The organism is Streptomyces sp. NPDC001851 (assembly GCF_040297165.1).
Lineage (GTDB): Bacteria > Actinomycetota > Actinomycetes > Streptomycetales > Streptomycetaceae > Streptomyces.
On record NZ_JBEOYR010000006.1, the window covers coordinates 64,320 to 89,387 of the forward strand.

Here is a 25,068-nt window from a genome sequence, read left to right on the forward strand (position 1 = left end):
ATGACGACGACGGCAGCGAGCAGCCAACTCCTGGGGAAACTGGGCGGGTTCCGGCGGGTGCAGCGCCTCGCCTACGAGTGCGCGGAGGCGGTCGCGGCGCGGCTGGAGCCGGGGGTGACCGAGCGCGAGGCGGCGCGGATGCAGCGGGAGTGGCTGCGCGAGCGCGGGGTGCGGGACTGGTTCCACCTGCCCTTCGCCTGGTTCGGCGACCGCACGGCGTTCACGGGCTTCCGCATCCCGCTGCAGTTCTTCCCCACCGACCGCGCCCTGGAGCCCGGGATGCCGTTCATCCTGGACATGGCGCCGGTGTACGGGGGGTGCACGGCGGACATCGGCTACTCGGGCTCGCTCGGCGTGAACCCGGTGCAGGACCGGCTGATGGCCGACCTGGAGGCGCACCGGGAGCTGATCCTGCGCGAGGTGCGCGAGCGGCGCCCGCTGCGCGAGATCTACGAGGACGTGGACCGGCTCATGGTCCGCCAGGGCTACGCCAACCGCCACCGCGCGTACCCGTTCGGCGTGATCGCCCACAAGGTGGACCGTGTGAAGCAGCGCCGCTTCTCCCCCCACCTCTTCGGCTTCGGTACGCAGTCCCTGAAGGGCCTGGCCGCCGACGCGCTGCACGGCCACCGCGAGGGCTGGTCGCCGCTGTGGTCGCCGTACCGCTTCTCGGACCACCCGCCGCAGCCGGGCCTGTGGGCGGTCGAACCACACCTCGGCTTCCGGGGGACGGGCGCGAAGTTCGAGGAGATCCTCGTGGTCACGGACTCGAAGGACCCCGGGGAGAGCGCCTTCTGGCTGGACGACGATCTGCCGCACGTGCGGCGCTGGGCGGAGGAGAAATGACACTGGAAGGCGCGCGGGAGCGCCGGGTGGCGACCGGCGGGGTCGAGCTGTGCGTGGCCGAGCTGGGCGACCCGGAGCAGCCGACGGTGGTGCTGGTGCACGGCTACCCGGACAGCAAGGAGGTCTGGTCGGAGGTCGCCGTCCGCCTCGCAGACCGCTTCCACGTGGTCCTGTACGACGTCCGGGGCCACGGCCGCTCGACGGCTCCCCAGCCGCTGCGCGGCGGCTTCACCCTGGCCAAGCTCACCGACGACTTCCTGGCCGTCGCGGACGCGGTCAGCCCGGACCGCCCGGTCCACCTGGTCGGACACGACTGGGGGTCGGTTCAGTCCTGGGAGTTCGTCACGGTGGGCCGCACGGAGGGCCGTATCGCCTCCTTCACGTCGATGTCCGGGCCGTCCCTGGACCACTTCGGACACTGGATCAACGCGCGCGTGAAGCGCCCGACGCCCCGCCGGGTGGGCCAGCTCCTCGGCCAGGGCGCCAAGTCCTGGTACGTGTACCTGCTGCACACACCGGTCCTGCCCGAGCTGGCCTGGCGCGGCCCGCTCGGCAAGCGCTGGCCGAAGATCCTCCAGCGGGTCGAGAAGGTGCCCGCCGACGGCTATCCGACCTCCTCACTGCCCACCGACGCGGCACACGGCGCCTGGCTGTACCGCGACAACGTCCGCGCCCGGCTGACGAGGCCCCGCCCCGACGCGTACGCGCACGCGCCCGTGCAGCTCATCACGCCCCAAGGGGACGCGTTCCTCTCGGAGCGGCTGTACGACGACCTGGAACAGTGGGTGCCCCGGCTGACCCGGCGCACGCTGTCCGCCAGGCACTGGATCCCGCGCACCCGCCCGGACCAGCTCGCCTCCTGGATCGGGGAGTTCATCATGTCGGTGGAAGGCGGCCGACCGGAGCCGACGGCCACCGGCCGCCACGCCGACCGGTTCGGCGGCCAGTTGGTGCTGGTCACCGGCGCGGGCAGCGGCATCGGGCGGGCCACGGCGTTCGCGTTCGCGGAGGCCGGCGCGCGCGTGGTGGCCGTCGACCGCGACACCGAGGCCGCGGCCCGCACCGCCGAGCTGTCCCGGCTGGCCGGCGCGCCCGAGGCCTGGGCGGAGACGGCCGACGTCTCCGACGAGCAGGCGATGGAGAAGCTCGCCGAGAAGGTGCACCGCGCGTACGGCGTGCCGGACGTGCTGGTCAACAACGCGGGCATCGGCCTGTCGGGCTCGTTCTTCGCCACCACGTCCGACGACTGGCGCAAGGTCCTCGACGTGAACCTGTGGGGCGTGATCCACGGCTGCCGGCTCTTCGGCGGCCGGATGGCCGAGCGCGGCCAGGGCGGCCACATCGTCAACATCGCCTCGGCGGCGGCCTTCCAGCCCTCCCGGGCCCTGCCCGCCTACAGCACCTCCAAGGCGGCGGTGCTGATGCTCTCCGAGTGCCTGCGCGCCGAACTCGCCGGGCGGGGCATCGGTGTCACCGCGATCTGCCCCGGTTTCGTCAACACCAACATCACCTCGACGGCCCGCTTCGCCGGTGTGGACGAGGCGGAGGAGCGCCGCCGCCAGAAGAACTCGGCCCGCCTGTACGGCATGCGCAACTACCCGCCGGAGAAGGTGGCCGAGGCGATCCTGGACGCGGTGGCCCGCAACCGGGCGGTCGTCCCGGTGACCCCGGAGGCCCGCGGCGCCCACCTCATGTCCCGTTTCCTGCCAGGGGCGTTGCGGCGGATCGCGCGCGTGGAGCCGAGGCTGTGACATGACCGGCCCACCGCCCCGGCGCACCTACCGCATCGAGGACCTCGCGCACCACACCGCCACCACGGTCCGGACCATCCGCGCCTACCAGGACCGCGGTCTGCTCCCCCGGCCCGAGCGCCGGGGCCGGGCCAACGTCTACTCCGAGGCGCATGTCACCCGGCTCCACCAGATCGCCCACCTCCTCGACCGCGGCTACACCCTGGCCTCGATCAAGGAACTGCTGGACGCCTGGGACACCGGCCGTGGCCTGGGCGGCGTGCTCGGCCTGGTCACCGAGGTGGAGGGGCCGTGGACGGACGAGCGCCCCGACCGTGTCACGCGCGCCGAGCTGGACGCCCGCTTCGGCGGCACGCCCGACGACGACGCCGTGAGCGAGGCGGTCGAACTCGGGGTGCTGGAGCGGGTCGACGATGATCCAGACGCGTTCCTCGTGCCAAGCCCCCAAGAGCTGTCCGTGGCCGTGGAGTTGCATGCCGCCGGGGTTCCGCTCTCCGCGATCTCGGGCCATCTGCGGGAGTTGAGGGGGCAGGTCGAGCACATCGCCGCCCGCTTCCTGGAGTTCACCACCGAGCACGTCTTCGCACGCTACCTGGACGATCCGGAGCGCCACACGGACGCGCACGCGGCGGAGGCAGCCTCGCTCGTGCGCCGGCTGCGGCCGCTGGCCCAGCAGACGATGGACGCCGAACTGGCCCGGGCCATGCGCTCCTTGGCGACCCGGCACCTGCGTACGCGTCTCGGTGCGGAGCAGCCCCGGGAAGAGCAGCCCGGCACCCGCTCGGTCGCCCTTCCCGCCAAGACGATCGACGCCGTGGAACGGCTCGTTGGGAGCGGGCACGTGTCCGAGTTCATCGCACTGGCCGCCGAACGCGAGGTGATGGCACGCGATTTGGATGAGCTTGCCGCAGATGGCGTGACTGCCAGGCAAGTTGACGAACCGCCCTAAAAGGGGCAGCACTTGTCCACAGATTCGTCAATTCGCCTGTGGATAACTCCACTTGGTTGTGGATCAAACCTACGAACAAAAAAACCTGCGCGATGCACACCCCTCCCGCATGCTGAGCGTATGAGCGGGCCATACGACGAAAGACGCACCGTGAGGGTGTCGAAGTACCTCTCCAGGCATCTGCGCCACCAGCCGGAGCTGATCGGGATCACGCTGGATCCCGGCGGCTGGGTGGAGATCGACACGCTGATCGCCGCGGCCACCGCGCACGGCTTCCGGTTCACACGCGAGGAACTGGACCACGTGGTGGCCACCAACGACAAGCGGCGCTTCGCGATCGAGGGCAGCAGGATCCGGGCCAGCCAGGGCCACAGCGTCGAGGTCGACCTCGACCTGCCCCCGGCGGTCCCGCCGCCGTACCTCTACCACGGGACCGTCGCCCGGAACCTGGACGCGATCCGCGCCGACGGCCTCAGGCCCATGAGCCGGCACGACGTCCACCTCTCCGCCGACCGCGAGACCGCCGCCCGGGTCGGTGCCCGCCGTGGCCGCCCCGTGGTACTCGCCGTCGACGCCGGCGCCATGCACCGCGACGGCCACCTCTTCCGCGTCAGCGCCAACGGAGTCTGGCTGACGAACGCCGTACCACCGCGCTACCTGCGCTTTCCGCAGCCCCACTGACACAGGGCACCGGCCAACGGCGATGATCGGTGGTATGGACCACTCGCACGAGCACTTGCCGACCACCGAGGCCGCCGTCGCCGCGCTGCGCGTCCTTGCCGCCCGCTACGCGCGCGAGATCGAGGTGACCCACGACATCGGCGCCGACCAGACCTCCCGCCGCAGCGCCGCGGGCATCGGGGCGGTCACGGACCCCGACGGGTCCCTGCCGCACGAGGCGTACGCCGAGTTCGGCGGCGTACCCCGGGTGAGCGTGCGGCTCTACCCGGAGGACGATGCGCTGATCGAGGTCGAGGGCATCGAGTGCCACGACATCCGGCGCGACGACGTGCCCGCCTTCCTCCGCTCCGTCTTCGACGGCCTCGCCCACGTCAGGGCGCGCCGCTTCCCGCCCGGCTACCGCCTGGTCGTCCCCCTGCCCGGCGACCGCGCCCACAAGGAGTACGTCCCGATGACCCTGCTCACTCCGTGGCTGAGCAGCCGCGTTCGGTGACCGTTTGGTCCGTTGTCCATGGGTCCGCTTACTCTCGAACGCATGACTCTGCGCCTGAGCACCGTGATCCTTCCCTACCGCCGCTGGAGCGAAGGCGGCCGTTCGGCCTGGGTGCGGGCCGAGCAGCTGGGCTTCCACACCGCGTACACCTACGACCACCTGTCCTGGCGCAGCTTCCGTGACGGGCCCTGGTTCGGCGCGGTCCCGACCCTGACGGCCGCCGCCGGCGCCACCGAGCGGCTGCGCCTCGGCACGCTGGTGACCTCGCCGAACTTCCGGCACCCGGTGACCCTCGCCAAGGAGCTGATCTCCCTGGACGACATCTCCGGCGGCCGGATCACCCTCGGCATCGGCGCCGGCGGCACCGGTTTCGACGCCACCGCGCTGGGCCAGGAGCCGTGGAGCCCGCGTGAGCGCGCCGACCGGTTCGCCGAGTTCGTGCCGCTGCTGGACCGGCTGCTCACCGAGGACGCGGTGACGCACGAGGGCCGCTTCTACTCGGCGCACGAGGCCCGGAACATCCCGGGCTGTGTGCAGCGGCCCCGGCTGCCGTTCGCGGTGGCGGCCACCGGCCCGCGCGGCCTGAAGCTCGCCGCGCGGTACGGGCAGGCCTGGGTGACCACCGGCGACCCGAAGCTGTACGAGTCCGGCACGCCGGAGCAGTCCGTCGAGGCCCTGCGCGGGCAGATCACCAAGCTGTCCGCGGCCTGCGCGGACGCCGGGCGGGATGCGGCCGGCCTGGAGAAGACCCTGCTCACGGGTTTCACCCCGGACCGCGCCCGGCCGCTGCAGTCCCTGGACGCCTTCGTGGACTTCGCGGGCCGCCACCATGAGCTGGGCTTCACCGAGATCGTGATCCACTGGCCCATCCCGGACTCCGACTTCGCCGCGGAAGAGAAGATCTTCGAGCAGATCGCGATGGAGGCCGTGGCTCAGCTGAGCTGACGGGCGGCTGGACTGACGGGCGCTGAGCGTCATCTGTGTCTCATCTGTGCGGAGTCCCGCACGGCCGTGCTGGCATATGCGTGAGAATGGCCGGGTGACCTCAGCGACCAGACAGCCCGGAACTCCCGCCGCCGCCGTACGACCGCGGCTGATCGCCACCGACCTCGACGGCACACTGCTGCGCGACGACAAGTCGGTCTCACCCCGCACGGTCGCCGCGCTGGCCGCCGCGGAGGAGGCGGGCATCGAGGTCTTCTTCGTCACCGGCCGCCCGGCCCGCTGGATGGACGTCGTCAGCGCCCATGTCCACGGCCACGGCCTGGCGATCTGCGGCAACGGCGCCGCCGTGGTCGACCTGCACGGCGGCCCCGGCGCCCACCGCTTCGTCAAGGTGCGCGAACTGGCCCGCGAGAACGCCCTGGACGCCGTACGACTGCTCCGCGAGGCGGCACCCGGCACGGTGTTCGCGGTCGAGCAGACCTACGGCTTCCACCAGGAGCCGGACTATCCCAAGCTGCACATGGAGATACCGGACAACCTGCTGCCCGCCGAGCAACTCCTCGCCCCCCAGGGCCCGGACGCCGACCAGCCCGTGCTCAAGATCCTGGCCTACCACCCGGACCTCGACCCGGACGCCTTCCTCGCGCTCGCCCGGCTCGCGATCGGCGACCGCGCCAACGTCACCCGCTCCAGCCCCAGCGCCCTGCTCGAACTGAGCGGCCCCGAGGTCTCCAAGGCCAGCACCCTCGCTCTGTGCTGCGCGGAGCGCGGTATCTCGCACGAGGAGGTCGTCGCCTTCGGCGACATGCCCAATGACGTCGAGATGCTGACGTGGGCCGGCCACTCGTACGCGATGGGCAACGCCCACCCGGACGTCCTCGCCGCCGCGTCGGGCCGTACGGTCGCCAACAACGAGGACGGCGTCGCGGTCGTCATCGAACAGCTGCTGGCGGAGACCTTCTGACCATACCCGTCACTGGTACCGGCGCCTCCGGTCAGCCCGCCGCCACCAACGACGCCGCCTCCGCCTCCCGTCGTGCCAGTTCCCGCAACGGCCCGTCCGCCGCGAGCAGTTGTGCGTACGTGCCCCGCTGCACCACCCGGCCAGCGTCGAGGACGATCACCTCGTCCACCGCCTCCAGACCGGCCAGTCGATGGGTGATCAGCAGCGTCGTACGGCCCTGAGTGGCGGCCAGCAGATCGGCGGTCAGCGCGTCGGCCGTCGGCAGGTCCAGATGCTCGGCGGGCTCGTCGAGGACCAGGACGGGGAAGTCGGCCAGCAGCGCACGGGCCAGCGCCAGCCGTTGCCGCTGGCCCCCGGACAGCCGCGCTCCGTGCTCCCCGACGAGCGTGTCCAGACCGTCGGGCAGCCCGTCCACCCAGTCCAGCAAGCGGGCCCGGTCCAGCGCCCGGCGCAGCTCGGCCTCGGTGGCGTCCTTCCTGGCCAGCAGCAGGTTCTCGCGTACCGAGCTGTCGAAGAGATGCGCGTCCTGCGCACACAGTCCGACAAGCCGCCGTACGTCGTCACCGGCCAGCGCACGGGCGTCCACACCGGCGAGCGTGTACGAGCCCCGCCGCGGGTCGAGGAAGCGCAGCAGCACCTGGGCGAGGGTGGTCTTGCCGGACCCCGACGCCCCGACCACAGCGATGCGCCGCCCCTCCTCCAGGGTGAGACCGAAGCCGGCCAGCGCTTCCTTCCGCTGCCCCTCATACCGTGCGGCCAGCTCCTTGACCACCAGCGGGAACGGCGAGGCGGGCGCCTGGCGGGGCCGCTCGGGCTCGCGCACGGGCTCCGGAGCGTCGAGCACCTCGTGGACACGCTCGGCGCTCCGCCGCACCCGCTGCCGGTAGCGCACGGCGAGCGGCAACCCCAGTACGGCCTCGAAGGCGGCCAGCGGAGTGAGGACGACCACGGCCATCGCCACACCGTGGAGCCGGCCGGCGGCCACCGCCTGGACGCCGAACAGCGCGGTCGCCGTGACCGTCAGGCCCGAGATCAGCGCGGTCAGCCCGTCGCCGAGCGCTGTCACGGCGGCGGCCCGCGAGGCGATCCGGGTGAGGGTGCCGTCGGCTCGCCGGGCCGCCCCCGTACGGGCGGGTAGGGCACCGGCGACGGTCAGCTCGGCGGTCCCGGTGAGCAGGTCGGTGACGCGGGTGGCGAGGGCACCCCGGGCAGGAGCCAGCCGTCGTTCGGTCCGCCGGGCCACGGTCGCGGTGACGAGGGGGACACCGACACCGGCGGCCACAAGGCCCGCCGCGAGGGCGGCACCGGCCTCGGGCAGCAGCCAGGCCGTGAACCCGACGGAGCCGGCCGACACGGCCACGGCGACCGAGGCGGGCAGCATCCAGCGCAGCCAGTAGTCCTGGAGCGCATCGACGTCCGCGACCAGCCGGGTCAGCAGATCGCCTCGGCGGACGGTCCGCAGTCCGGCGGGTGCCAGCCGCTCCAGACGCCGATAAACGGCGACCCGGGTGTCGGCCAGCATCCGCAGCACGGCGTCGTGCGACACCAGCCGCTCGGCGTACCGGAAGACGGCCCGCCCGATCCCGAAGGCCCGCGTGGCCGTCACGGCCACCATGAGATACAGCACGGGAGGATGCTGCGAGGCCCGCGAAATGAGCCACCCGGAGGTCGCCATCAGCCCCACGGCACTACCGAGCGCCAGACACCTCGACACCACGGCCAGCGCCAACCGCCCCCGGCGGGCCCCGCCAAGCCCCCGAACCCGCGCAAGCACCCGCCCCGAACCCCCGTCCGCCGCCCCGCTCCCACCCCGCCGAGCCCGGGAGACCGAGGCGTCACCTTCCAGTCCACCGAGTCGGGACCCAGCCGAGCCCTGCCCCGCCGGGGTCAGCCCCGCACGGTTGGTGGGTGGGCAAAGGCGGGGGTCCAGCGGGCGGAGCCCCCTGGCAGGTTCGCCGTCGCACCGGTGCGCCACCGGCTCCGCGTCCTCCAGCCGTACCACTCGATCGGCCACCGACAACAACGCCGGCCGATGCACGACGAGCAGCACCGTCCGGCCGGCGGCCAGCCTCCGCACCGCCGCGACGACCTCCGCCTCCGTCGCCCCGTCCAGCGCAGCCGTCGGCTCATCCAGCAACAGCACAGGCCGATCCGCGAGAAACGCCCGAGCCAGAGCCAACCGCTGCCGCTGCCCCGCCGACAGCCCGGCCCCGTCCTCGCCGAGCACGGTCTCGACCCCGTCGGGCAGCGCGTCCACGAACTCCAGCGCACCCGCATCCCGCAGCGCCCGGCGTACGGCACCGTCGTCCGCGTCCGGCCGGGCCAACCGCACGTTCTCCGCGATGGTCCCGGCATACAGATGCGGCCGCTGCGGCACCCACGCGACCCGCGACCGCCACTCCTCCAGGTCGAGGTCCGCGAGATCCGCTCCCCCGATCCGCACCCGCCCCTCGATCGGCCGGACGAACCCGAGCAGCACGTTCAACAGCGTCGACTTGCCCGCTCCGCTCGGCCCGACCAGCGCAACCGTCTCGCCGGGCTCGACACGGAACGACACCTCTGCCACGGCGTCCAGGGAGCGCCCGGGGTAGCGGACGGTGACCCCGTCGAAGGTCACCGCACCCTCGGGTACCGCACTGGTACCCGACGCCGGAACCGGCGTCTCCAGCACACCGAAGATCTCCTCCGCAGCGGCGAGCCCCTCCGCCGCCGCGTGATACTGCGCGCCCACCTGGCGCAGCGGCAGGTAGGCCTCGGGTGCCAGCACCAGAATCACCAGGCCGATGTACAGATCCATGTCGCCGTGCACGAGCCGCATGCCGATCGTCACCGCGACCAGGGCGACCGACAGCGTGGCGAGCAACTCCAGCGCGAAGGAGGAGAGGAAGGCGATCCGCAGGGTCCGCAGGGTGGCCAGGCGGTAGTCGCCGGTGATCCGGCGGATGGATTCGGCCTGTGCCTTGGCCCGGCCGAAGACCTTCAGCGTGGGCAGTCCGGCGACCACGTCCAGGAAGTGTCCGGACAGCCGTGACAGCAGCCGCCACTGACGGTCCATCCGGGACTGGGTGGCCCAGCCGATCAGCATCATGAAGAGCGGGATGAGGGGCAGGGTGCCGACGATGATCACCGCTGACACCCAGTCCTCGGTGACGATCCGCGCCAGCACCGCCACCGGCACCACCACCGCGAGGCCCAGCTGCGGCAGGTAACGCGAGAAGTAGTCGTCCAGGGCGTCGACCCCGCGCGTGGCCAGCGTGACCAGGGAACCGGTGCGCTGCCCGGCCAGCCACCCGGGACCGAGCGCCGCCGCCCGGTCGAGAAGCCGTCCCCGCAGTTCGGACTTCACCGCCGCGCTCGCCCGGTGGGCGGCGAGTTCGGTGAGCCAGGCGACAACCGACCGCCCCACGGCCACCGCGGCCAGCAGCAGTAGGGGAGTACGCAGTCCCGCGACGGGCTCCCCCCGCTGGAACGCTCCGACGACAATCTCTGCGATGAGCATCGCCTGAGCGATGACCAGCCCCGCGCCGACGGCTCCCAGGCCGACGACCGCCACCAGGAAGAGCCGGGTGGCGCGGGCGTAGCGCAGAAGGCGAGGATCGATTGGTTTCACGTGAAACGCGTCCTTCGGTCCAGAGGGTGTGTTTCACGTGAAACACACCCTCGGCGGACTCAGTGTGCGGCGCTGGCAGCGTCGGGGGCGATGTGCTGCGTACCGATCCGCTTGCGGAACACCCAGTAGGTCCAGCCCTGGTAGAGCAGGACGAGCGGCGTGGCGATGGCCGCCAGCCACGTCATGATCTTCAGGGTGTACGGGCTCGACGAGGCGTTGGTGACCGTCAGACTCCAGTCCCCGTTGAGCGTCGACGGCATGACATTCGGGAAGAGCGACAGGAAGAGCATCGCCACGGCGGCCACGATGGTGAGGCCGGACAGCGTGAACGCCCATCCCTCACGGCCGAGTTGGTTGGCCGCCAGAGCGGCCGCCAGGGCGGCGACCGCCACAACGAGGGCCACCAGGCTCTTGCCGTCACCGCTGTCGGCCTGCGTCCACAGCAGGAAGCCGAGCGCCACGACGGCCGTGGCGACGCCGACCCGCAGGGCCAGCTTCCGTGCCCGTACCCGGATGTCCCCCACGGTCTTGAGCGCGGTGAAGACCGCTCCGTGGAAGGTGAACAGCGTGAGCGTCACCAGGCCGCCGAGCAGGGCGTAGGGGTTGAGCAGGTCCCAGACGCTGCCGACGTACTCGAAGTGCCGGTCGATCTTCACGCCCCGCACGATGTTCCCGAAGGCCACGCCCCACAGGAACGCGGGGATCAGCGAGGTCCAGAAGATCGCTGTCTCCCAGTTGCGCTGCCAGCTCTCCTCGGGACGCTTCGCCCGGTACTCGAAGGCGACGCCCCGGACGATCAGACAGACCAGGATGATCAGCAGTGGCAGGTAGAAGCCGGAGAAAAGGGTGGCGTACCACTCCGGGAACGCGGCGAAGGTCGCGCCGCCGGCCGTGAGCAGCCACACCTCGTTGCCGTCCCAGACGGGCCCGATGGTGTTGATCAGCACCCGCCGCTCCGGCCGGTTGCGGGCCAGCAGCTTGGTGAGGATGCCGACCCCGAAGTCGAACCCCTCCAGGAAGAAGTAGCCGGTCCACAGGACGGCGATCAGGACGAACCAGACGTCGTGAAGTTCCATGACTGTTCCCCCGGCCTAGTACGAGAAGGCCATCGGCTTGTCGGCGTCACGGGTGTCGCCGCCGATCTTCGTGGGCGGATTGAGGTCGGCCTCGGTCAGCTCGGGCGGGCCGGCCTTGACGTACTTGGCGAGCAGCTTGACCTCGACCACGGCGAGAATCGCGTACAGCGAAGTGAAGACGATCATCGAGGTGATGACCTCGCCCTGGGAGACACCGGGTGAGACCGCATGCCGGGTCTGCAGGACGCCGTAGACGACCCACGGCTGGCGGCCCATCTCCGTGAAGATCCAGCCCCACGAGTTGGCGATCAGCGGGAAGGCCAGCGTCAAGGTGGCGATGCGCCAGTACCAGAGCGTCAGCTGGGGGCTGAGCGCCTTGTTCTTGAACAGCACCAGATGCGGCACCTCGTCCTCGCCGACCCGCAGATGCTGCGGCAGCATGAACTTCTTACGGGTCAGCCACAGTCCGGCCAGGCCGATGGCGAAGGACGCCATGCCGAAGCCGATCATCCAGCGGAAGCCCCAGAAGGCGACCGGGATGTTGGGCCGGTAGTCACCCGGCCCGAACTTCTGCTGCTCGGCCTTGTTGACGTCGTTGATGCCGGGGACGTACGAGGAGAAGTCGTCGTTGGCGAGGAAGGACAGCACGCCCGGGATCTCGATCGCGACGGTGTTGTGGCCCTTCTCCACATCGCCGTAGGCGAAGATCGAGAACGGCGCCGGCTTCTGCCCGTCCCACAGCGCCTCGGCGGCGGCCATCTTCATCGGCTGCTGCTTGAACATGACCTTGCCGAGGGTGTCCCCGCTGATCGCGGTGAGCAGACCCGCGATGACCACGGTGACCAGACCGAGCCGCAGCGAGGTCTTCATCTCACGGATGTGCTTCTTGCGGGCCAGGTGGTAGGCGGCGATGCCCACCATGAAGGCCCCCCCGGTCAGGAAGGCGGCCGACAGGGTGTGGAAGGCCTGGCTCAGCGCGGTGTTCTGAGTCAGCACGGCCCAGAAGTCGGTCAGCTCGGCGCGCCCCTTCGCCTTGTCGATCCTGTAGCCGACCGGGTGCTGCATCCATGAGTTGGCGGCGAGGATGAAGTACGCCGACAGGATCGTGCCGATCGAGACCATCCATATGCAGGCGAGGTGGATCTTCTTGGGGAGCTTGTCCCAGCCGAAGATCCACAGGCCGATGAAGGTGGACTCGAAGAAGAACGCGATCAGGGCCTCGAAGGCGAGCGGTGCGCCGAAGATGTCGCCGACGAAGCGCGAGTAGTCGGACCAGTTCATGCCGAACTGGAACTCCTGCACGATGCCGGTGACCACACCCATGGCGATGTTGATCAGGAAGAGCTTGCCCCAGAACTTCGTCGCCCGGAGGTACTTCTCCTTCTCCGTGCGCACCCACGCCGTCTGCAGCCCGGCCGTGAGGGCGGCCAGGGAGATGGTCAGCGGGACGAACAGGAAGTGGTAGACGGTGGTAATGCCGAACTGCCAGCGCGCCAGTGTCTCCGGCGCCAGAGCCAGGTCCACGTCGTCACTCTCCTTACTACGCCGTGGTACAGCGGCGGTTTGCCCCGTTTATCGCGCACATACAGGGCAATCGGGACGCGCTTGTGAACGCGTTCACATTCACAAGCTATTATGACGCACTGATTTTCGGCAATGAACAGGGGGTCCCCCCTTCGCCTTGACGTCAAGGCCTTGGCAGCGACTTCAACATCTTGTTGAATTGCGCGCCATGCAGATACGCATCTCCTGGCCCGCGGGGAACATCACCGCGACCCTCGACGCCGACACACCGACCACGCAGGCCCTCGCCAAGGCGCTGCCGCTCACCTCCAGCGCCCGCACATGGGGCGAGGAGGTCTATTTCGACACAGGAGTCTCTGTTTCACGTGAAACGGACGCCCGGCAGGTCGTGGAGCCGGGCACGGTGGCCTTCTGGACGGACGGCGATGCACTCGCCCTGCCCTACGGCCCGACGCCGATCTCGCGAGGCGATGAGTGCCGCCTCGCGAGCCCGTGCAATGTCCTCGGAAGTCTGGACGGGGACGCCCGCGCTCTGGCGACCGTACGAAACGGCGACCCCGTCCGAGTGGAACTGATCGACGAGTAGAGCCCCCGCCGGCTACAGCTCCTTGCGGAACGCCTCCGCCGCCTTCAGGAAGATGTCGTTCGCCTCGGTCTCTCCGATCGTCACCCGCACACCCTCGCCCGGGAACGGCCGGACGACCACACCGTGCTGCTCACAGGCCTGCGCGAACGCGACCGTACGCTCCCCCAGCCGCAGCCAGACGAAGTTCGCCTGGGTCTCCGGCACCGTCCAGCCCTGGGCGCGCAGTGCGTCGACCACGCGCTTGCGCTCACACACAAGAGAGCCGACCCGGCCGAGCAACTCGTCCTCGGCCCGCAGCGACGCGATCGCCGCTTCCTGCGCGAGCTGGCTGACCCCGAAGGGCACCGCCGTCTTGCGCAGCGCCGCCGCGACCGGCTCATGGGCGATCGCGAAACCGACGCGCAGCCCGGCGAGCCCATAGGCCTTCGAGAAGGTACGCAGGACGCAGACGTTGGGCCGGTTCCGGTACAGCTCGACACCGTCGGGCACCTCCGGGTCGCGGATGAACTCGCGGTAGGCCTCGTCCAGCACCACCAGGACATCGCCGGGCACCCGGTCGAGGAACCGCTCCAGCTCGGCCCGCCGCACCACCGTGCCGGTCGGGTTGTTGGGATTGCAGACGAAGATCAGACGCGTCCGGTCGGTGATCGCGTCCGCCATCGCGTCCAGGTCGTGCACCTCGCCGGACGTGAGCGGCACCTGCACCGACCGGGCACCGCTGACCTGCGTGATGATCGGGTACGCCTCGAAGGACCGCCAGGCGTAGATCACCTCGTCGCCGGGACCGCTGGTGGCCTGGATGAGCTGCTGGGCGACGCCCACCGAGCCGGTGCCGGTGGCCAGGTGGGAGAGCGGGACACCGAAGCGTTCGGACAGCTCCTCCATCAGCCCTGTGCAGGCCATGTCCGGGTAGCGGTTGAAGTTGCAGGCGGCCGCCGTGACGCTCTCCATCACGCCGGGCAGCGGCGGGTACGGGTTCTCGTTGGAGGACAGTTTGTAGGCGACCGGCCCGCCGGCCGCGGCCGGCTTGCCCGGCTTGTAGGTGGGGATACCCTCCAGCTCGCCGCGCAGCTTGGGGCTCGTCTCGCTCACCGCAGTCCTCCTCGCGATCACCGGCGGACCGTCGACGCCGCCGGCTTCCAATACTCCTCACCTTATGAGGATTCGGCCCCGGTGCGTACAGGTGCGGGCCGGTAATACGCGAACCGCATCCGGCCCGCTGCCATCACGGGCGTCCATCACGGGCATCCCCGTACGAAGGCGTACGTTCAGGGGGGCGCGTCGTACATATATCTATGCGCCGGTGGCTCGCGCCGTGGCGCGCATCCCCCGTGCAGGTGAGTTGAGACCTCTTCGAGACATCGGGCCCTCGGCAGGCCCATGCGCGTTGACACGTCACGTCTTACCGCTGGATCGCTTAACTGCCTTTATTTCAAAGGGCGTTGATACCTAGCGACCATGCAGAAACGTGCCTGTCAACGCGTGCATATGCGTCCGCACTACCCCACCGTATGAGCCCTACTATCGGCTCGCCATGACAGCAGCAGGGAAGCACCAGGTGAGCCGCGCGGAAACCTCACGTCGAGGCAGTCGGCCGGGCCGGGCGGGCATCAGAGACGTGGCCGCCGCCGCCGGGGTCTCCATCACGACCGTCTCCGACGCTCTCAACGGCAAGGGCAGGCTCCCGGATGCCACCCGCCGCCATGTCCGCGAGGTCGCCGACCGACTGGGGTACCGCCCCTCGGCCGCCGCCCGCACGCTCCGTACCGGCAAGTCCGGTCTGATCGGCCTGACCGTGACGACATACGGGGATGAACCTTTCACCTTCACCGAGTTCGCGTACTTCGCCGAGATGGCCCGGGCCGCCACCTCGGCCGCGCTCGCCCGCGGCTACGCCCTCGTCATCCTGCCCGCGACCTCCCGCCACGACGTGTGGTCGAACGTCGCCCTGGACGGCACGGTCGTCATCGACCCGTCCGACCAGGACCCGGTGGTCAGCGAGCTGGTCCGGCAGGGGCTGCCGGTCGTCTCCGACGGCCGCCCGGCCGGCTCGCTGCCGGTCACCGCCTGGGTCGACAACGACCACGAGGCCGCCGTACTCGGCATCCTCGACCACCTCGCGGCCGCCGGCGCCCGCCGTATCGGCCTGCTCACCGGCACGACGACGGACACGTACACCCATCTGTCGACCACCGCCTACCTGCGCTGGTGCGAGCGCGTCGGCCAGGACCCGGTCTACGAGGCCTATCCCGCGCACGACCCGTGCGCCGGCGCCGTCGCCGCCGACCGGCTCCTCGCCCGCCCCGACCGGCCCGACGCGGTCTACGGACTGTTCGACCCCAACGGCACGGACCTGCTGGCCGCCGCCCGCCGCTACGGGCTCCGTGTCCCCGACGACCTGCTGCTCGTGTGCTGCAGCGAGTCCATGGGGTACGCCAGCACCGAGCCGCCCATCACCACGCTCTCCCTCAAACCCCGCCGCATCGGCACCGCGGTGGTCCAGCTCCTCATCGACGCCATCGAGGGCGTGGAGTCGAACCAGCCGGTCGAGCAGGTGATACCGACCGAGCTGATCGTGCGCACCTCCTCCCAGCGGCGTCCGCCGCGCACGACGGTCAGCCCACCGCGGTCGCCGGACGGGAAATAGCGCCGGGAAGCGGGGCGCTCACCCCGCACAGCCGTCAGCCGGTGGCGGGGGCAGGGCGGGCCGGCGACCGGCGAGCCGCGGTGTTCGGTCGACGCAAAGCCGGCCGAACACCTGCCCAAACGGGGCGAAAGCCGCGGTGAACTGGAGTCTTGTTCCGATTCACCACCCCTGGGTCATCACACGGCGCGACGCGCATTCCTATGATGGGCCCACGACACCGCGGACCGCTGCGACCAGGCAGTCCGAAGCGGTGCAGCTGCGGCGCGATGGTGGAGGGGTCTGATGACTCAGGGGGCCGGTCAGGGACCCGAAGTGGAGCGGACGGCGACGCTGCGCGACTTCCGGGTGCCGGCGTACGTCCACGAGACCGGTCCGTACGTCCGCACCGCCCATCCGGGCGACACCGGGTCGCCCGTCGACGAGGCGTACCCCGACGGCTACACGCCCACCCAGCGCGACCTCCCTGTCATCACCCGGTCGGAGACGCTCCAGGTCCCCGTCGAACCGGCACCCGCGCCCCCTGCCCCGCAGCCCGCGTCCGGGCCCGGACCGCTGTTCGTCGTCGGAGACGTCCACGGATACCTCGACGAACTGATGACCGCCCTGCGGGAACAGGGCCTGATCGACGCCTCGGGCCAGTGGTGCGCCGGTACCGCCCGGCTGTGGTTCCTCGGAGACTTCACCGACCGCGGGCCGGACGGCATCGGTGTCATCGATCTCGTGATGCGGCTGTCCGCCGAGGCCGCGGCGGCCGGCGGCTACTGCAAGGCCCTCATGGGCAACCACGAACTGCTGCTGCTCGGCGCCAAGCGGTTCGGCGACACGCCCGTCAACTCAGGTGCGGGCACCGCCACCTTCCAGGCGGCCTGGCTGCTCAACGGCGGCCAGAAGACCGACATGGACCGCCTCCAGGACCACCATCTGCAGTGGATGGCCCGTCTCGACGCCGTCGAGGAGGTCGACGGCTATCTGCTCGTGCACTCGGACACCACCGCCTATCTCGACTACGGCGACTCGATCGAGGCGGTCAACGACACCGTCCGCGAGACCCTCACCCGTAATGACGCGGACGAGTGCTGGGATCTGTTCCGCAAGTTCACCAAGCGCTTCTCCTTCCGCGACGAGGGCGGCGCCGACGCCGTGCGCTCCCTCCTCGATACGTACGGCGGCACTCGCATCGTTCACGGCCACAGCCCGATCCCCTACCTCCTCGGCGAGGTCGGCTCCGAGGACGGCGAGGAGGGCACCGGCCCGGCCGTGGAGGGCCCGCACGTCTACGCCGACGGGCTCGCCATCGCGATGGACGGCGGGGTGACCATGGCCGGAAAGCTACTGGTCCGGCAACTCCCTCTGACTACCTGACCGTCCCGCGGGCAGGCGTCCTCCGGCGAAGCACACGCACGCGGGGGGCAATTTCCGGCAACCCCCTGTCACCGTGTGCCGTCACGGCTCTACCATCGGCTTATCCGTAGCAGGCTCCCCTCCGTTTCTGCCCGACGGCTCGCCGGCGTGCGAGCCCCAAGCCCTACGGAGCATCGGGGGATGCACATGAACAGCGTTCCGCAGCACCTGCAGAGCGAGGACCGCCAGGAATTCGAGCGGCTCCTCAATGAGGCGCTGCGCTCCGCACCGCACCGGCCGGAACTGGCCGCTGTCGGACAGCGGCTCAATCCGGAACAACTGCGCACCATGGCACTCGACGCCAGCGCCCTGATCACGGCCGCCGCGGCAGCCGAATACCAGCACTATGTGAGGGTCCGCCAGGAACTGCGCCACCCGGCCATGGCCCCGTCGGCCGCCGCCGACTCCGCCGCCGCGGACCCTGGTTCGGCCACGACCGGGCTCGTCACCACCCTCGGCGAGGGCGCCGAGAGCACCGGTGCGGGCGCCATCGCGGTCATCGCCGTCCTGGCTCCTGTCCTGTCCGGAACCGCCGCGGCGATCTTCCTGCTCGTCGGCTACATCCTGAAGACGCTCAGCCCCGGACACGCCTTCGCGCGGACCATGCTCACCGCCGGCTGGGTGTTCGGCGCGGTGACCGCGGCCTCGGTCCTGGTCGCCGCCGTCGGCCTGCTCCTCACCGCGCTGCGCAACAACAGCTCGCCCCAGGCCCAGGCACTGGACGCGGCGCACAGGGAGCTGGACAGGGCCAGGGAGGCCTGGCGCGACGCCCTGCTGGAGCGGGGCATCCTGCCGTTCCTGCGCGAGGCGCTCGCCGAGCCCGGACCGGCCGCACTGCACCGCACGACGCCGCCCGCCCCGAGCGGCCGCATGCCCCGCCTCGGGTACGGCCGCCCCGGCTTCAGCAGCCCCGACGACGGCACCGACTCCAGCCGCCCGAACTTCACCAGCCCGGACTACACCAGCCCGGACTTCGGCGGCCCGGAGCACCAGCCCGACTGACCCGCACCAGCGCCCGGACGCCCCGGCTCGCGCTCCCGCCCGCGGGGCCCGGCCGGGCGGACCGAGCGGCCAACCGGTGTGGCGTCACCGCCCGGTCCCCCGACCCCACCGGCCGCCTCAAGGGGCGACGCGGCGCGGCGAGTTGCTCCCGTCTGTCTCAGTCGGCGATCGGCAGGTACACCCGGTTGCCGCTCGCCGCGAACTCCTTCGACTTCTGGGCCATGCCCTCCTCGATCTCGGCCCGGCTGCCGCCGTGTTCGCGGCGGATGTCCTGCGAGATCTTCATGCTGCAGAACTTCGGCCCGCACATGGAGCAGAAGTGGGCCGTCTTGGCGGGCTCGGCCGGCAGGGTCTCGTCGTGGAACTCCCGTGCCGTGTCCGGGTCCAGGGCGAGGTTGAACTGGTCCTCCCACCGGAACTCGAAGCGGGCGTCGGACAGCGCGTCGTCCCACTCCTGGGCTCCCGGGTGCCCCTTGGCGAGATCGGCCGCGTGCGCGGCGATCTTGTAAGTGATGACGCCGGTCTTGACGTCGTCCCGGTTGGGCAGGCCGAGGTGCTCCTTGGGCGTGACGTAGCAGAGCATCGCCGTGCCCCACCAGGCGATCATCGCAGCGCCGATGCCGGAGGTGATGTGGTCGTACGCCGGCGCGATGTCCGTGGTCAGCGGGCCGAGCGTATAGAACGGAGCTTCATCGCAGATCTCCTGCTGAAGGTCGATGTTCTCCTTGATCTTGTGCATCGGGACGTGTCCCGGGCCCTCGATCATCGTCTGTACGTTGAAACGCTTCGCGATCCGGTTGAGTTCCCCGAGCGTGCGCAGTTCGGCGAACTGGGCCTCGTCGTTGGCGTCCGCGATCGAGCCCGGCCGGAGACCGTCGCCCAGCGAGTACGTGACGTCGTAGGCGGCGAGGATCTCGCACAGCTCCTCGAAGTTCTCGTACAGGAACGACTCCTTGTGGTGCGCCAGGCACCACGCGGCCATGATCGAACCGCCGCGCGAGACGATGCCGGTCTTGCGGTTGGCGGTGAGCGGGACGTACGGCAGCCGCACGCCCGCGTGGACCGTCATGTAGTCCACGCCCTGCTCGGCCTGCTCGATGACGGTGTCCTTGTAGATCTCCCAGGTCAGTTCCTCGGCCCTGCCGTCGACCTTCTCCAGTGCCTGGTAGAGCGGCACCGTGCCGATGGGGACGGGGGAGTTGCGCAGCACCCACTCACGCGTCGTGTGGATGTTGCGGCCGGTGGAGAGGTCCATGACCGTGTCGGCGCCCCAGCGGGTCGCCCAGGTCATCTTCTCCACCTCCTCCTCGATGGAGGAGGTCACCGCGGAGTTGCCGATGTTGGCGTTGACCTTCACCAGGAACCGCTTGCCGATGATCATCGGCTCGATCTCCGGGTGGTTGACGTTGGCCGGCAGCACCGCCCGGCCCGCCGCGATCTCCTCGCGGACAACCTCCGGAGACACGTTCTCCCGGATGGCCACGTACTCCATCTCGGGGGTGATCTCTCCCCGGCGTGCATACGCGAGCTGCGTCACCGCCTGGCCACTGCGACCCCGGCGCGGCTGGCGCGGGCGTCCGGGGAAGACCGCGTCCAGGTTGCGCAGCCCGCCACGCGGCGACGTGTGCTTGATCCCGTCGTCCTCGGGACGGACGGGGCGGCCCGCGTACTCCTCGGTGTCGCCGCGGGTGATGATCCAGTTCTCCCGCAACGGCGGCAGGCCCCTGCGGACATCGGTATCAACGAGCGGATCGGTGTACGGGCCCGAGGTGTCGTACAGCGTGACCGACTGCCCGTTGGTGAGGTGCACCTGGCGGACCGGCACGCGCACGTCGGGGCGCGAACCCTCGACGTACGCCTTGTGCCAGCCGATGGACTTCCCGGCCTCCTGGGACTTCTCGTCCTGAGCGGAGGCAGGCGTGCGTGCGTCCTTGTTGGTCATGAGACCTACTCCCTACGCCGGCATTACCCGGTAACAGGTTCGGCGGTCGACGCAGCGGTGTCCGTCTGCCGACGTTTCCTGCGGAACATCGCCTGTTCCACGTGAAACATCGGGTGTACGGAGGTCAGCGCCCTCTCAGCCCGGTGCTCCGAGCTCCCGCGTGTGCAAAGGTGCCTCCACGCTAGCGTCATATGTGGCGCGGTGAACAGTGGGCCCCCACCGTTCTTGCAATGATCGGGCGGTGACCAGGATGGATCAGTACCCCTATCAGCCGCCGGAGCCACGCCAACGAGAGGGCTCGGAGCAGGGGGCCGGCTTCGGCGGAGGCGGCGGCCAGGGTCCCGAGCGGGGATCCGGTGGGGACGACGGCCGCGGTCACAGCCGTGGCCACGGCCGCGGTCGCACGCACGACCACGGCCACAGCCACAGCCACAGCCACAGCCACAGCCACAGCCACGGTCCCGCTGCCCCGGTCTCCCAGCACCTGCGCAAGGTCATCGCCGCGATCCTGGTCCCGTTCACCGCGGCGGTCATCGTGGGGCTGCTGGTGCTCTGGCCCGGGGGAGCCCCGTCCCACAAGCGCACCGGCGTCGGCTTCGACCGGGAGACACAGCAGGCCACGGTCACCGTGGTCGTCGAGGTGAGCTGCCGGTCGGTGAACGCGTCCGGTGACACCCCGACCGGCGACACCTCCACCGCCGAGGGCACTTCGGCGCAACAGGAGGCTAAGGGAACCTGCAAGAAGGCGACCGTCCGGGTCGACACCGGCAAGGACAAGGGGCGTACGTTCACCGAGATCGTGCAGCCGGACCAGCCCCGGCAGCTGCACCAGGGCGACGAGGTGGTGGCCGCCTACGAGCCCTCGGCACCGAAGGACCTGCAGTACTCGGTGGCCGACGTGAACCGGAAGTTCCCCATGACGCTGCTCGCGGGGATCTTCGCGCTCGCGGTGGTGGTGGTCGGCCGGCTGCGTGGCGTCATGGCGCTCGTCGCGCTGGCCGTGAGCTTCCTCGTGCTGACCCTGTTCATCCTGCCCGCGATCCTCCAGGGTTCGAACCCGCTGCTCGTCGCGGTGGTCGGGGCGAGCGCCATCATGCTGATCGCCCTGTACATGTGCCACGGCCTGTCGGCGCGGACCTCGGTGGCGGTGCTCGGCACGCTGATCTCCCTGTCTCTGATCGGCGTACTCGGCTCCCTCTTCATCGGCTGGGCCGCCCTGACCGGCAACACGGACGACAACACCGGTCTGATCCACGGCCTTTATCCGTCGATCGACATGAGCGGCCTGCTGCTGGCCGGCGTCATCATCGGCTCGCTCGGTGTCCTGGACGACGTGACCGTGACGCAGACGTCATCCGTCTGGGAGTTGCACGAGGCCAATCCGTCGATGGGCTGGCGCGGGCTGTACCGGGCCGGCATCCGTATCGGCCGCGACCACATCGCCTCCGTGGTCAACACCCTTGTCCTCGCCTATGCCGGTGCCGCACTACCATTGCTGCTGCTGTTCTCGATCGCGCAGAGCAGTGTCGGGACCGTGGCCAACAGCGAACTGGTGGCCGAGGAGATCGTGCGCACGCTGGTGGGCTCGATCGGTCTCGTCGCCTCGGTCCCGGTCACCACCGCGCTCGCCGCCCTGGTGGTCTCGGCCGACCGGCCCGGGCCGCACACCCCGGCTCCGGCACCGCCCGTTACGGCACACGGCGGCCGCGGCCGACGCCGGAAGCGGTGAGCCCGGGCTGAACGGTCCCGGGCAGGGCACCACGCAGAAGCGTTCCTGCATGCGTCCACGCGGCATGGCGCAGCGCCCGGCGACCCGTGCCGTAACGCTTCAGCCCGCGCTCTGCTCCTCGGCCAGGATGCGGTCAAGGGCCTCGTCCAGATGGGCGTCGAAGTCGGCCAGGGCACCCTCCTGGCCCAGCGGCACGAGCTTGTCCGTGCGGTCCAGGAAGGCCACGAGCGGAGGTGTGGAGGAACGGAACAGGGCCTGGTCGCAGCCGACCTGAAGCCTGATCAGCACCTCACCCAGCACATCGGAACTGACGGGAGCGATGTGCACATCCCCCTCCCCGCACGGCCGGCCGACGCCGTCGATCAGCAGCTCACGCCCGAACGCCCACGTCACCGGGGCGTCACCGGGCAGATGAAAGGTGAGTCGCACGGCATAGGGATCACTGGTCTCGTAGCGCAACTCCACCGGGATACGGAAGGAGAGCTCCTCCGAAACGAGAAAGCTCATCATGACCTCTGCCTGTACGGACTCGCGCATCGTCCATCCCGTCATATGACATCGACTGGCCGGGATTGCTCCCTGTAACCGTGGTCAAATCTTGCTGAACGTACACGGGAGATCACAAGGAGTAAGTTTTCAGATACTGATAGAGAGGGTGAGCGTCCCCAGATGCCGTCCGATCTCCGCCTGCAGCCGACGGGCCGCGGGCAGCAGCCGGTCGGCCTGGTCTGCGGGCAGTGACATGGCCATCGTGGCCACGGTCGTGCCGACCGTGATCGGCACCGCCGCGCAGACCGTCCCGAGCGCGTACTCCTGACGCTCCACCACCGGCTCCATGCGCGGCATCCGGGCCAGCCGCCGCAGCAGGGCGTCGTTGTCGCGCACGGTGTACGGCGTGAGGGACTGGACGGGATAGCGGGCAAGGTGGTCGCGGCGGGCGTCCTCGTCCAGCTGGGAGAGCAGACACTGCCCGATGGCGTGCGCGTGGCCGGTCTCGCGGAAGTCGGCCCACTCCTCGACCGCCGGCGCCCCGGGGGAGTCGGAGACGCACATGACCTCGATCTCGCCGTCCCGGTACATCGCGTAGTACACCGGCACCCCGATGGAATCGCGCCAGTGGGCGAGGGTGTCGGCCACCGCGCTGCGACGTTTCTGCTGTGCTCCGCTGCTGCCCAGCCGCTCAGCCGCCTCGCCGAGGAAGAACAGCCCTTTCTCTCGGCGCAGATAGCCCTCGTGCACCAGGGTGCGCAGCAAGTGGTACGTCGTCGGCAGGGCCAGGCCCGTCTCGCGGGCGAGTTGCTTGGCGGGGGCGCCGCAGCCGTGTGCGGCCACGGTCTCCAGCAGGCGCATGGCGCGCTGGACGGACCCGATGAGCGTCGCGGCGGCCGGGGGTCCAGGGGCGTCGGCGGGGTGCGGTGGCGCTGGGGCGCCGGTGCGGTGCAGCGGGCCCGAGGCGCCGCTGGGGTGCGGTTGTTCGGGGACCGCGACGGCCGGCGGCCGTTGGGAGGGAGGTGCGCAGGTGCGCGGTGGGACGGGGGGTCCGTGGGGCTCTGCCGGTGTGGTGTCAACCGTGGCCAAGGGGTTACTCCCGGAGCGCGAGGGGCAGCCCGTGCGAGGAGGAGCACGGAGGGGATCTGCGCCGCCCGCGGGGCCGGTCCCCGCGGGAGTTCCGGACTCTAATCGTCCGCCCCCGACCACAGACGGCCTCCCGGGGAAACTTCCCTCCCCCGAGGGAAACCGGTGATCACCTTGCCGGCAACGGGTGATCCCGTGAGCGGTCACCCGTGCCCACGTCCGTCACCAGTCGCTGCGCGACGAGGAGCCCGCCATGAACTTGCGCACGACGTAGATGAGTCCGCCGACCAGGGCCACGAAGACCAGGGCCTTGAACAGCAGGCCGATCACGAATCCGACCACGGTCGCTATCAGGCCGCCGAACACGACCAGGGCGATGACCGGCACCGCGACCCACTTCACCCACCACGGCAGTCCCGCGAAGATCTCTCGCATAGCCCTCGTCCTTTGCCTTCTCGTACGTCTGTGTTCTCGGGTACAGCGTCTGTGTTCTGCACTCGATGCTAGGGCCGGCAAGGGGCCCGGCGGGGGCCTCGCGTCCCTTGTCCTCCCCTGATCCGTCCCCTAGGGAACCGGCGGTGCGGGCTCACGCCTCGGGCGGAGAGAAGACGACGAGAACCCTCAGGTCCTCGCTGATGTGGTGGAACTTGTGGGCGACGCCCGCCGGCACGTAGACGACGCTGCCGCGCGCCACCTCGGTCGTCTCCAGCCCGACCGTGATCGACGCCCGGCCGCTCACGACGAAGTACACCTCGTCCTGGTTGTGCGGCTTCTGCGGGTCGTGCTCGCCCGCGTTGAGGGCGTACAGGCCGACGGACATGTTCCGCTCACGCAGGAACTGAAGGTAGGCCCCCTCGTTGGCGGCGCGCTCCGCCTCCAGTTCGTCCAGCCGGAATGCCTTCATCGCCGTTGTCCGCCCTTGCCACTCTGCTCGTCGTCGTTCTGGTCTGCCACGATCAGACACATGAAGAATTTCGTAGTCAAGACGATCGCCAACGCGGGCGCCCTGGCGGTCGCCGTGTGGCTGCTGGACAAGATCACTCTCACGGGTGACAGCACAGCCAGGAAGGCCGGCACGCTGATCGTCGTCGCGTTGGTCTTCGGCCTGGTGAACTGGCTGGTCAAGCCGATCGTGAAGGTGCTCACCTTCCCGTTGTTCATCCTGACCCTGGGCCTGATCACCCTGGTCGTGAACGCGCTGATGCTGCTGCTGACCTCCTGGGTGTGCGGCAAGCTCGATCTGAGCTTCCATGTGGAAGGCTTCTGGACGGCCGTGGTCGGCGGTCTGATCGTCTCGGTCGTCTCCTGGGCCCTGCACATGGTCCTGCCCGACGAGGACTGAGCGCG

The 25,068-nt window shown here is 70.3% G+C and carries 22 protein-coding genes; 13 read left to right on the top strand and 9 right to left on the bottom strand.

The window, feature by feature from the left end:
* The 7 genes from ABT171_RS10320 (at nt 1) to ABT171_RS10350 (ending at nt 6,629) form a co-directional block, all read left to right on the top strand.
* A complete protein-coding gene (locus ABT171_RS10320) occupies nt 1-846 on the top strand; it encodes a M24 family metallopeptidase (RefSeq protein WP_351241889.1) in 846 nt (281 codons plus the stop codon).
* Nucleotides 843-2,597: an SDR family oxidoreductase gene (locus ABT171_RS10325; RefSeq protein WP_351241891.1), complete on the top strand. Its 1,755-nt coding sequence runs from the start codon at nt 843-845 to the stop codon at nt 2,595-2,597. Before ABT171_RS10320 ends, ABT171_RS10325 begins: the two co-directional genes overlap by 4 nt.
* 1 nt (nt 2,598) lies before the next feature.
* Complete coding sequence (locus tag ABT171_RS10330; RefSeq protein WP_351241893.1) at nt 2,599-3,546, top strand: MerR family transcriptional regulator; 948 nt, start codon at nt 2,599-2,601, stop codon at nt 3,544-3,546.
* A 120-nt stretch (nt 3,547-3,666) separates the two neighbouring features.
* A complete protein-coding gene (locus ABT171_RS10335; RefSeq protein WP_351241895.1) occupies nt 3,667-4,227 on the top strand; it encodes an RNA 2'-phosphotransferase in 561 nt (186 codons plus the stop codon).
* A gap of 34 nt (nt 4,228-4,261) precedes the next feature.
* Nucleotides 4,262-4,720, top strand: a complete 459-nt coding sequence (locus ABT171_RS10340) for a hypothetical protein (RefSeq protein ID WP_351241897.1) — start codon at nt 4,262-4,264, stop codon at nt 4,718-4,720.
* Between the two features lie 42 nt (nt 4,721-4,762).
* Nucleotides 4,763-5,665, top strand: coding sequence for an LLM class flavin-dependent oxidoreductase (locus ABT171_RS10345; protein WP_351241899.1), 903 nt, complete (start codon nt 4,763-4,765; stop codon nt 5,663-5,665).
* A 76-nt stretch (nt 5,666-5,741) separates the two neighbouring features.
* A complete protein-coding gene (locus ABT171_RS10350; RefSeq protein ID WP_351241901.1) occupies nt 5,742-6,629 on the top strand; it encodes a Cof-type HAD-IIB family hydrolase in 888 nt (295 codons plus the stop codon).
* Nucleotides 6,630-6,660: 31 nt separating this feature from the next.
* Here ABT171_RS10350 and cydD read toward each other — a convergent pair whose 3' ends face one another.
* Genes cydD through ABT171_RS10365 form a run of 3 tightly spaced genes read right to left on the bottom strand, consistent with a single transcriptional unit; the run spans nt 6,661 to nt 12,839 of the window.
* Nucleotides 6,661-10,239, bottom strand: coding sequence for a thiol reductant ABC exporter subunit CydD (cydD, locus tag ABT171_RS10355; RefSeq protein WP_351241903.1), 3,579 nt, complete (start codon nt 10,237-10,239; stop codon nt 6,661-6,663).
* 59 nt (nt 10,240-10,298) lie between these two features.
* Nucleotides 10,299-11,315 carry a cytochrome d ubiquinol oxidase subunit II gene (gene cydB / locus ABT171_RS10360; protein ID WP_351241905.1) on the bottom strand — a complete coding sequence of 339 codons (1,017 nt, stop codon included), beginning with the start codon at nt 11,313-11,315 and terminating at the stop codon, nt 10,299-10,301.
* A 15-nt stretch (nt 11,316-11,330) separates the two neighbouring features.
* A complete protein-coding gene (locus tag ABT171_RS10365) occupies nt 11,331-12,839 on the bottom strand; it encodes a cytochrome ubiquinol oxidase subunit I (RefSeq protein WP_351241907.1) in 1,509 nt (502 codons plus the stop codon).
* Nucleotides 12,840-13,047: 208 nt separating this feature from the next.
* On the opposite strand from ABT171_RS10365, the gene ABT171_RS10370 reads away from it, so the two are divergent.
* Nucleotides 13,048-13,425 (top strand): cyclophilin-like fold protein, encoded by a 378-nt coding sequence (locus ABT171_RS10370; protein WP_351241909.1) that lies wholly within the window; start codon nt 13,048-13,050, stop codon nt 13,423-13,425.
* A 12-nt stretch (nt 13,426-13,437) separates the two neighbouring features.
* Here the strand turns inward: ABT171_RS10370 and hisC are convergent, their stop codons facing one another.
* Nucleotides 13,438-14,517 (bottom strand): histidinol-phosphate transaminase, encoded by a 1,080-nt coding sequence (hisC, locus tag ABT171_RS10375; protein ID WP_351241911.1) that lies wholly within the window; start codon nt 14,515-14,517, stop codon nt 13,438-13,440.
* A gap of 442 nt (nt 14,518-14,959) precedes the next feature.
* On the opposite strand from hisC, the gene ABT171_RS10380 reads away from it, so the two are divergent.
* From ABT171_RS10380 to ABT171_RS10390, 3 genes are all read left to right on the top strand, one after another.
* Nucleotides 14,960-16,072 carry a LacI family DNA-binding transcriptional regulator gene (locus ABT171_RS10380; RefSeq protein ID WP_351241913.1) on the top strand — a complete coding sequence of 371 codons (1,113 nt, stop codon included), beginning with the start codon at nt 14,960-14,962 and terminating at the stop codon, nt 16,070-16,072.
* Between the two features lie 282 nt (nt 16,073-16,354).
* The gene (locus tag ABT171_RS10385) at nt 16,355-17,434 is read left to right on the top strand and encodes a metallophosphoesterase (RefSeq protein ID WP_351241915.1); all 1,080 of its coding nucleotides are present in this window, start codon (nt 16,355-16,357) and stop codon (nt 17,432-17,434) included.
* Nucleotides 17,435-17,614: 180 nt separating this feature from the next.
* A complete protein-coding gene (locus ABT171_RS10390; RefSeq protein WP_351241917.1) occupies nt 17,615-18,475 on the top strand; it encodes a hypothetical protein in 861 nt (286 codons plus the stop codon).
* Nucleotides 18,476-18,632: 157 nt separating this feature from the next.
* Here the strand turns inward: ABT171_RS10390 and thiC are convergent, their stop codons facing one another.
* Nucleotides 18,633-20,417, bottom strand: coding sequence for a phosphomethylpyrimidine synthase ThiC (gene thiC, locus ABT171_RS10395; RefSeq protein WP_351241919.1), 1,785 nt, complete (start codon nt 20,415-20,417; stop codon nt 18,633-18,635).
* A gap of 250 nt (nt 20,418-20,667) precedes the next feature.
* Between thiC and ABT171_RS10400 the strand changes: the two genes are divergently transcribed.
* A complete protein-coding gene (locus tag ABT171_RS10400) occupies nt 20,668-22,146 on the top strand; it encodes a YibE/F family protein (protein WP_351242339.1) in 1,479 nt (492 codons plus the stop codon).
* Between the two features lie 99 nt (nt 22,147-22,245).
* Here ABT171_RS10400 and ABT171_RS10405 read toward each other — a convergent pair whose 3' ends face one another.
* The 4 genes from ABT171_RS10405 to ABT171_RS10420 form a co-directional block, all read right to left on the bottom strand.
* Nucleotides 22,246-22,683, bottom strand: coding sequence for an SsgA family sporulation/cell division regulator (locus tag ABT171_RS10405; protein WP_351241921.1), 438 nt, complete (start codon nt 22,681-22,683; stop codon nt 22,246-22,248).
* A 99-nt stretch (nt 22,684-22,782) separates the two neighbouring features.
* Complete coding sequence (locus ABT171_RS10410) at nt 22,783-23,724, bottom strand: IclR family transcriptional regulator (RefSeq protein ID WP_503074678.1); 942 nt, start codon at nt 23,722-23,724, stop codon at nt 22,783-22,785.
* Between the two features lie 219 nt (nt 23,725-23,943).
* Nucleotides 23,944-24,156, bottom strand: a complete 213-nt coding sequence (locus ABT171_RS10415) for a DUF5326 family protein (protein WP_351241925.1) — start codon at nt 24,154-24,156, stop codon at nt 23,944-23,946.
* A 151-nt stretch (nt 24,157-24,307) separates the two neighbouring features.
* Nucleotides 24,308-24,625, bottom strand: coding sequence for a cupin domain-containing protein (locus ABT171_RS10420; protein WP_023548672.1), 318 nt, complete (start codon nt 24,623-24,625; stop codon nt 24,308-24,310).
* Nucleotides 24,626-24,685: 60 nt separating this feature from the next.
* Here ABT171_RS10420 and ABT171_RS10425 point away from each other — a divergent pair, with 60 nt between their 5' ends.
* Nucleotides 24,686-25,063: a phage holin family protein gene (locus ABT171_RS10425; RefSeq protein WP_351241927.1), complete on the top strand. Its 378-nt coding sequence runs from the start codon at nt 24,686-24,688 to the stop codon at nt 25,061-25,063.
* Nucleotides 25,064-25,068: the final 5 nt, after the last annotated feature.

Coding starts and splice junctions, on each gene's coding strand:
- ABT171_RS10380 (WP_351241913.1), top strand. CDS start 14,960: ATGACAGCAGCAGGGAAGCACCAGGTGAGCCGCGCGGAAACCTCACGT.
- ABT171_RS10420 (WP_023548672.1), bottom strand. CDS start 24,625: ATGAAGGCATTCCGGCTGGACGAACTGGAGGCGGAGCGCGCCGCCAAC.
- ABT171_RS10385 (WP_351241915.1), top strand. CDS start 16,355: ATGACTCAGGGGGCCGGTCAGGGACCCGAAGTGGAGCGGACGGCGACG.
- ABT171_RS10335 (WP_351241895.1), top strand. CDS start 3,667: ATGAGCGGGCCATACGACGAAAGACGCACCGTGAGGGTGTCGAAGTAC.
- ABT171_RS10390 (WP_351241917.1), top strand. CDS start 17,615: ATGCACATGAACAGCGTTCCGCAGCACCTGCAGAGCGAGGACCGCCAG.
- cydB (WP_351241905.1), bottom strand. CDS start 11,315: ATGGAACTTCACGACGTCTGGTTCGTCCTGATCGCCGTCCTGTGGACC.
- ABT171_RS10415 (WP_351241925.1), bottom strand. CDS start 24,156: ATGCGAGAGATCTTCGCGGGACTGCCGTGGTGGGTGAAGTGGGTCGCG.
- ABT171_RS10345 (WP_351241899.1), top strand. CDS start 4,763: ATGACTCTGCGCCTGAGCACCGTGATCCTTCCCTACCGCCGCTGGAGC.
- ABT171_RS10350 (WP_351241901.1), top strand. CDS start 5,742: ATGCGTGAGAATGGCCGGGTGACCTCAGCGACCAGACAGCCCGGAACT.
- thiC (WP_351241919.1), bottom strand. CDS start 20,417: ATGACCAACAAGGACGCACGCACGCCTGCCTCCGCTCAGGACGAGAAG.
- ABT171_RS10425 (WP_351241927.1), top strand. CDS start 24,686: ATGAAGAATTTCGTAGTCAAGACGATCGCCAACGCGGGCGCCCTGGCG.
- ABT171_RS10370 (WP_351241909.1), top strand. CDS start 13,048: ATGCAGATACGCATCTCCTGGCCCGCGGGGAACATCACCGCGACCCTC.
- ABT171_RS10400 (WP_351242339.1), top strand. CDS start 20,668: ATGGATCAGTACCCCTATCAGCCGCCGGAGCCACGCCAACGAGAGGGC.
- ABT171_RS10405 (WP_351241921.1), bottom strand. CDS start 22,683: ATGCGCGAGTCCGTACAGGCAGAGGTCATGATGAGCTTTCTCGTTTCG.
- ABT171_RS10330 (WP_351241893.1), top strand. CDS start 2,599: ATGACCGGCCCACCGCCCCGGCGCACCTACCGCATCGAGGACCTCGCG.
- ABT171_RS10340 (WP_351241897.1), top strand. CDS start 4,262: ATGGACCACTCGCACGAGCACTTGCCGACCACCGAGGCCGCCGTCGCC.
- ABT171_RS10320 (WP_351241889.1), top strand. CDS start 1: ATGACGACGACGGCAGCGAGCAGCCAACTCCTGGGGAAACTGGGCGGG.
- ABT171_RS10325 (WP_351241891.1), top strand. CDS start 843: ATGACACTGGAAGGCGCGCGGGAGCGCCGGGTGGCGACCGGCGGGGTC.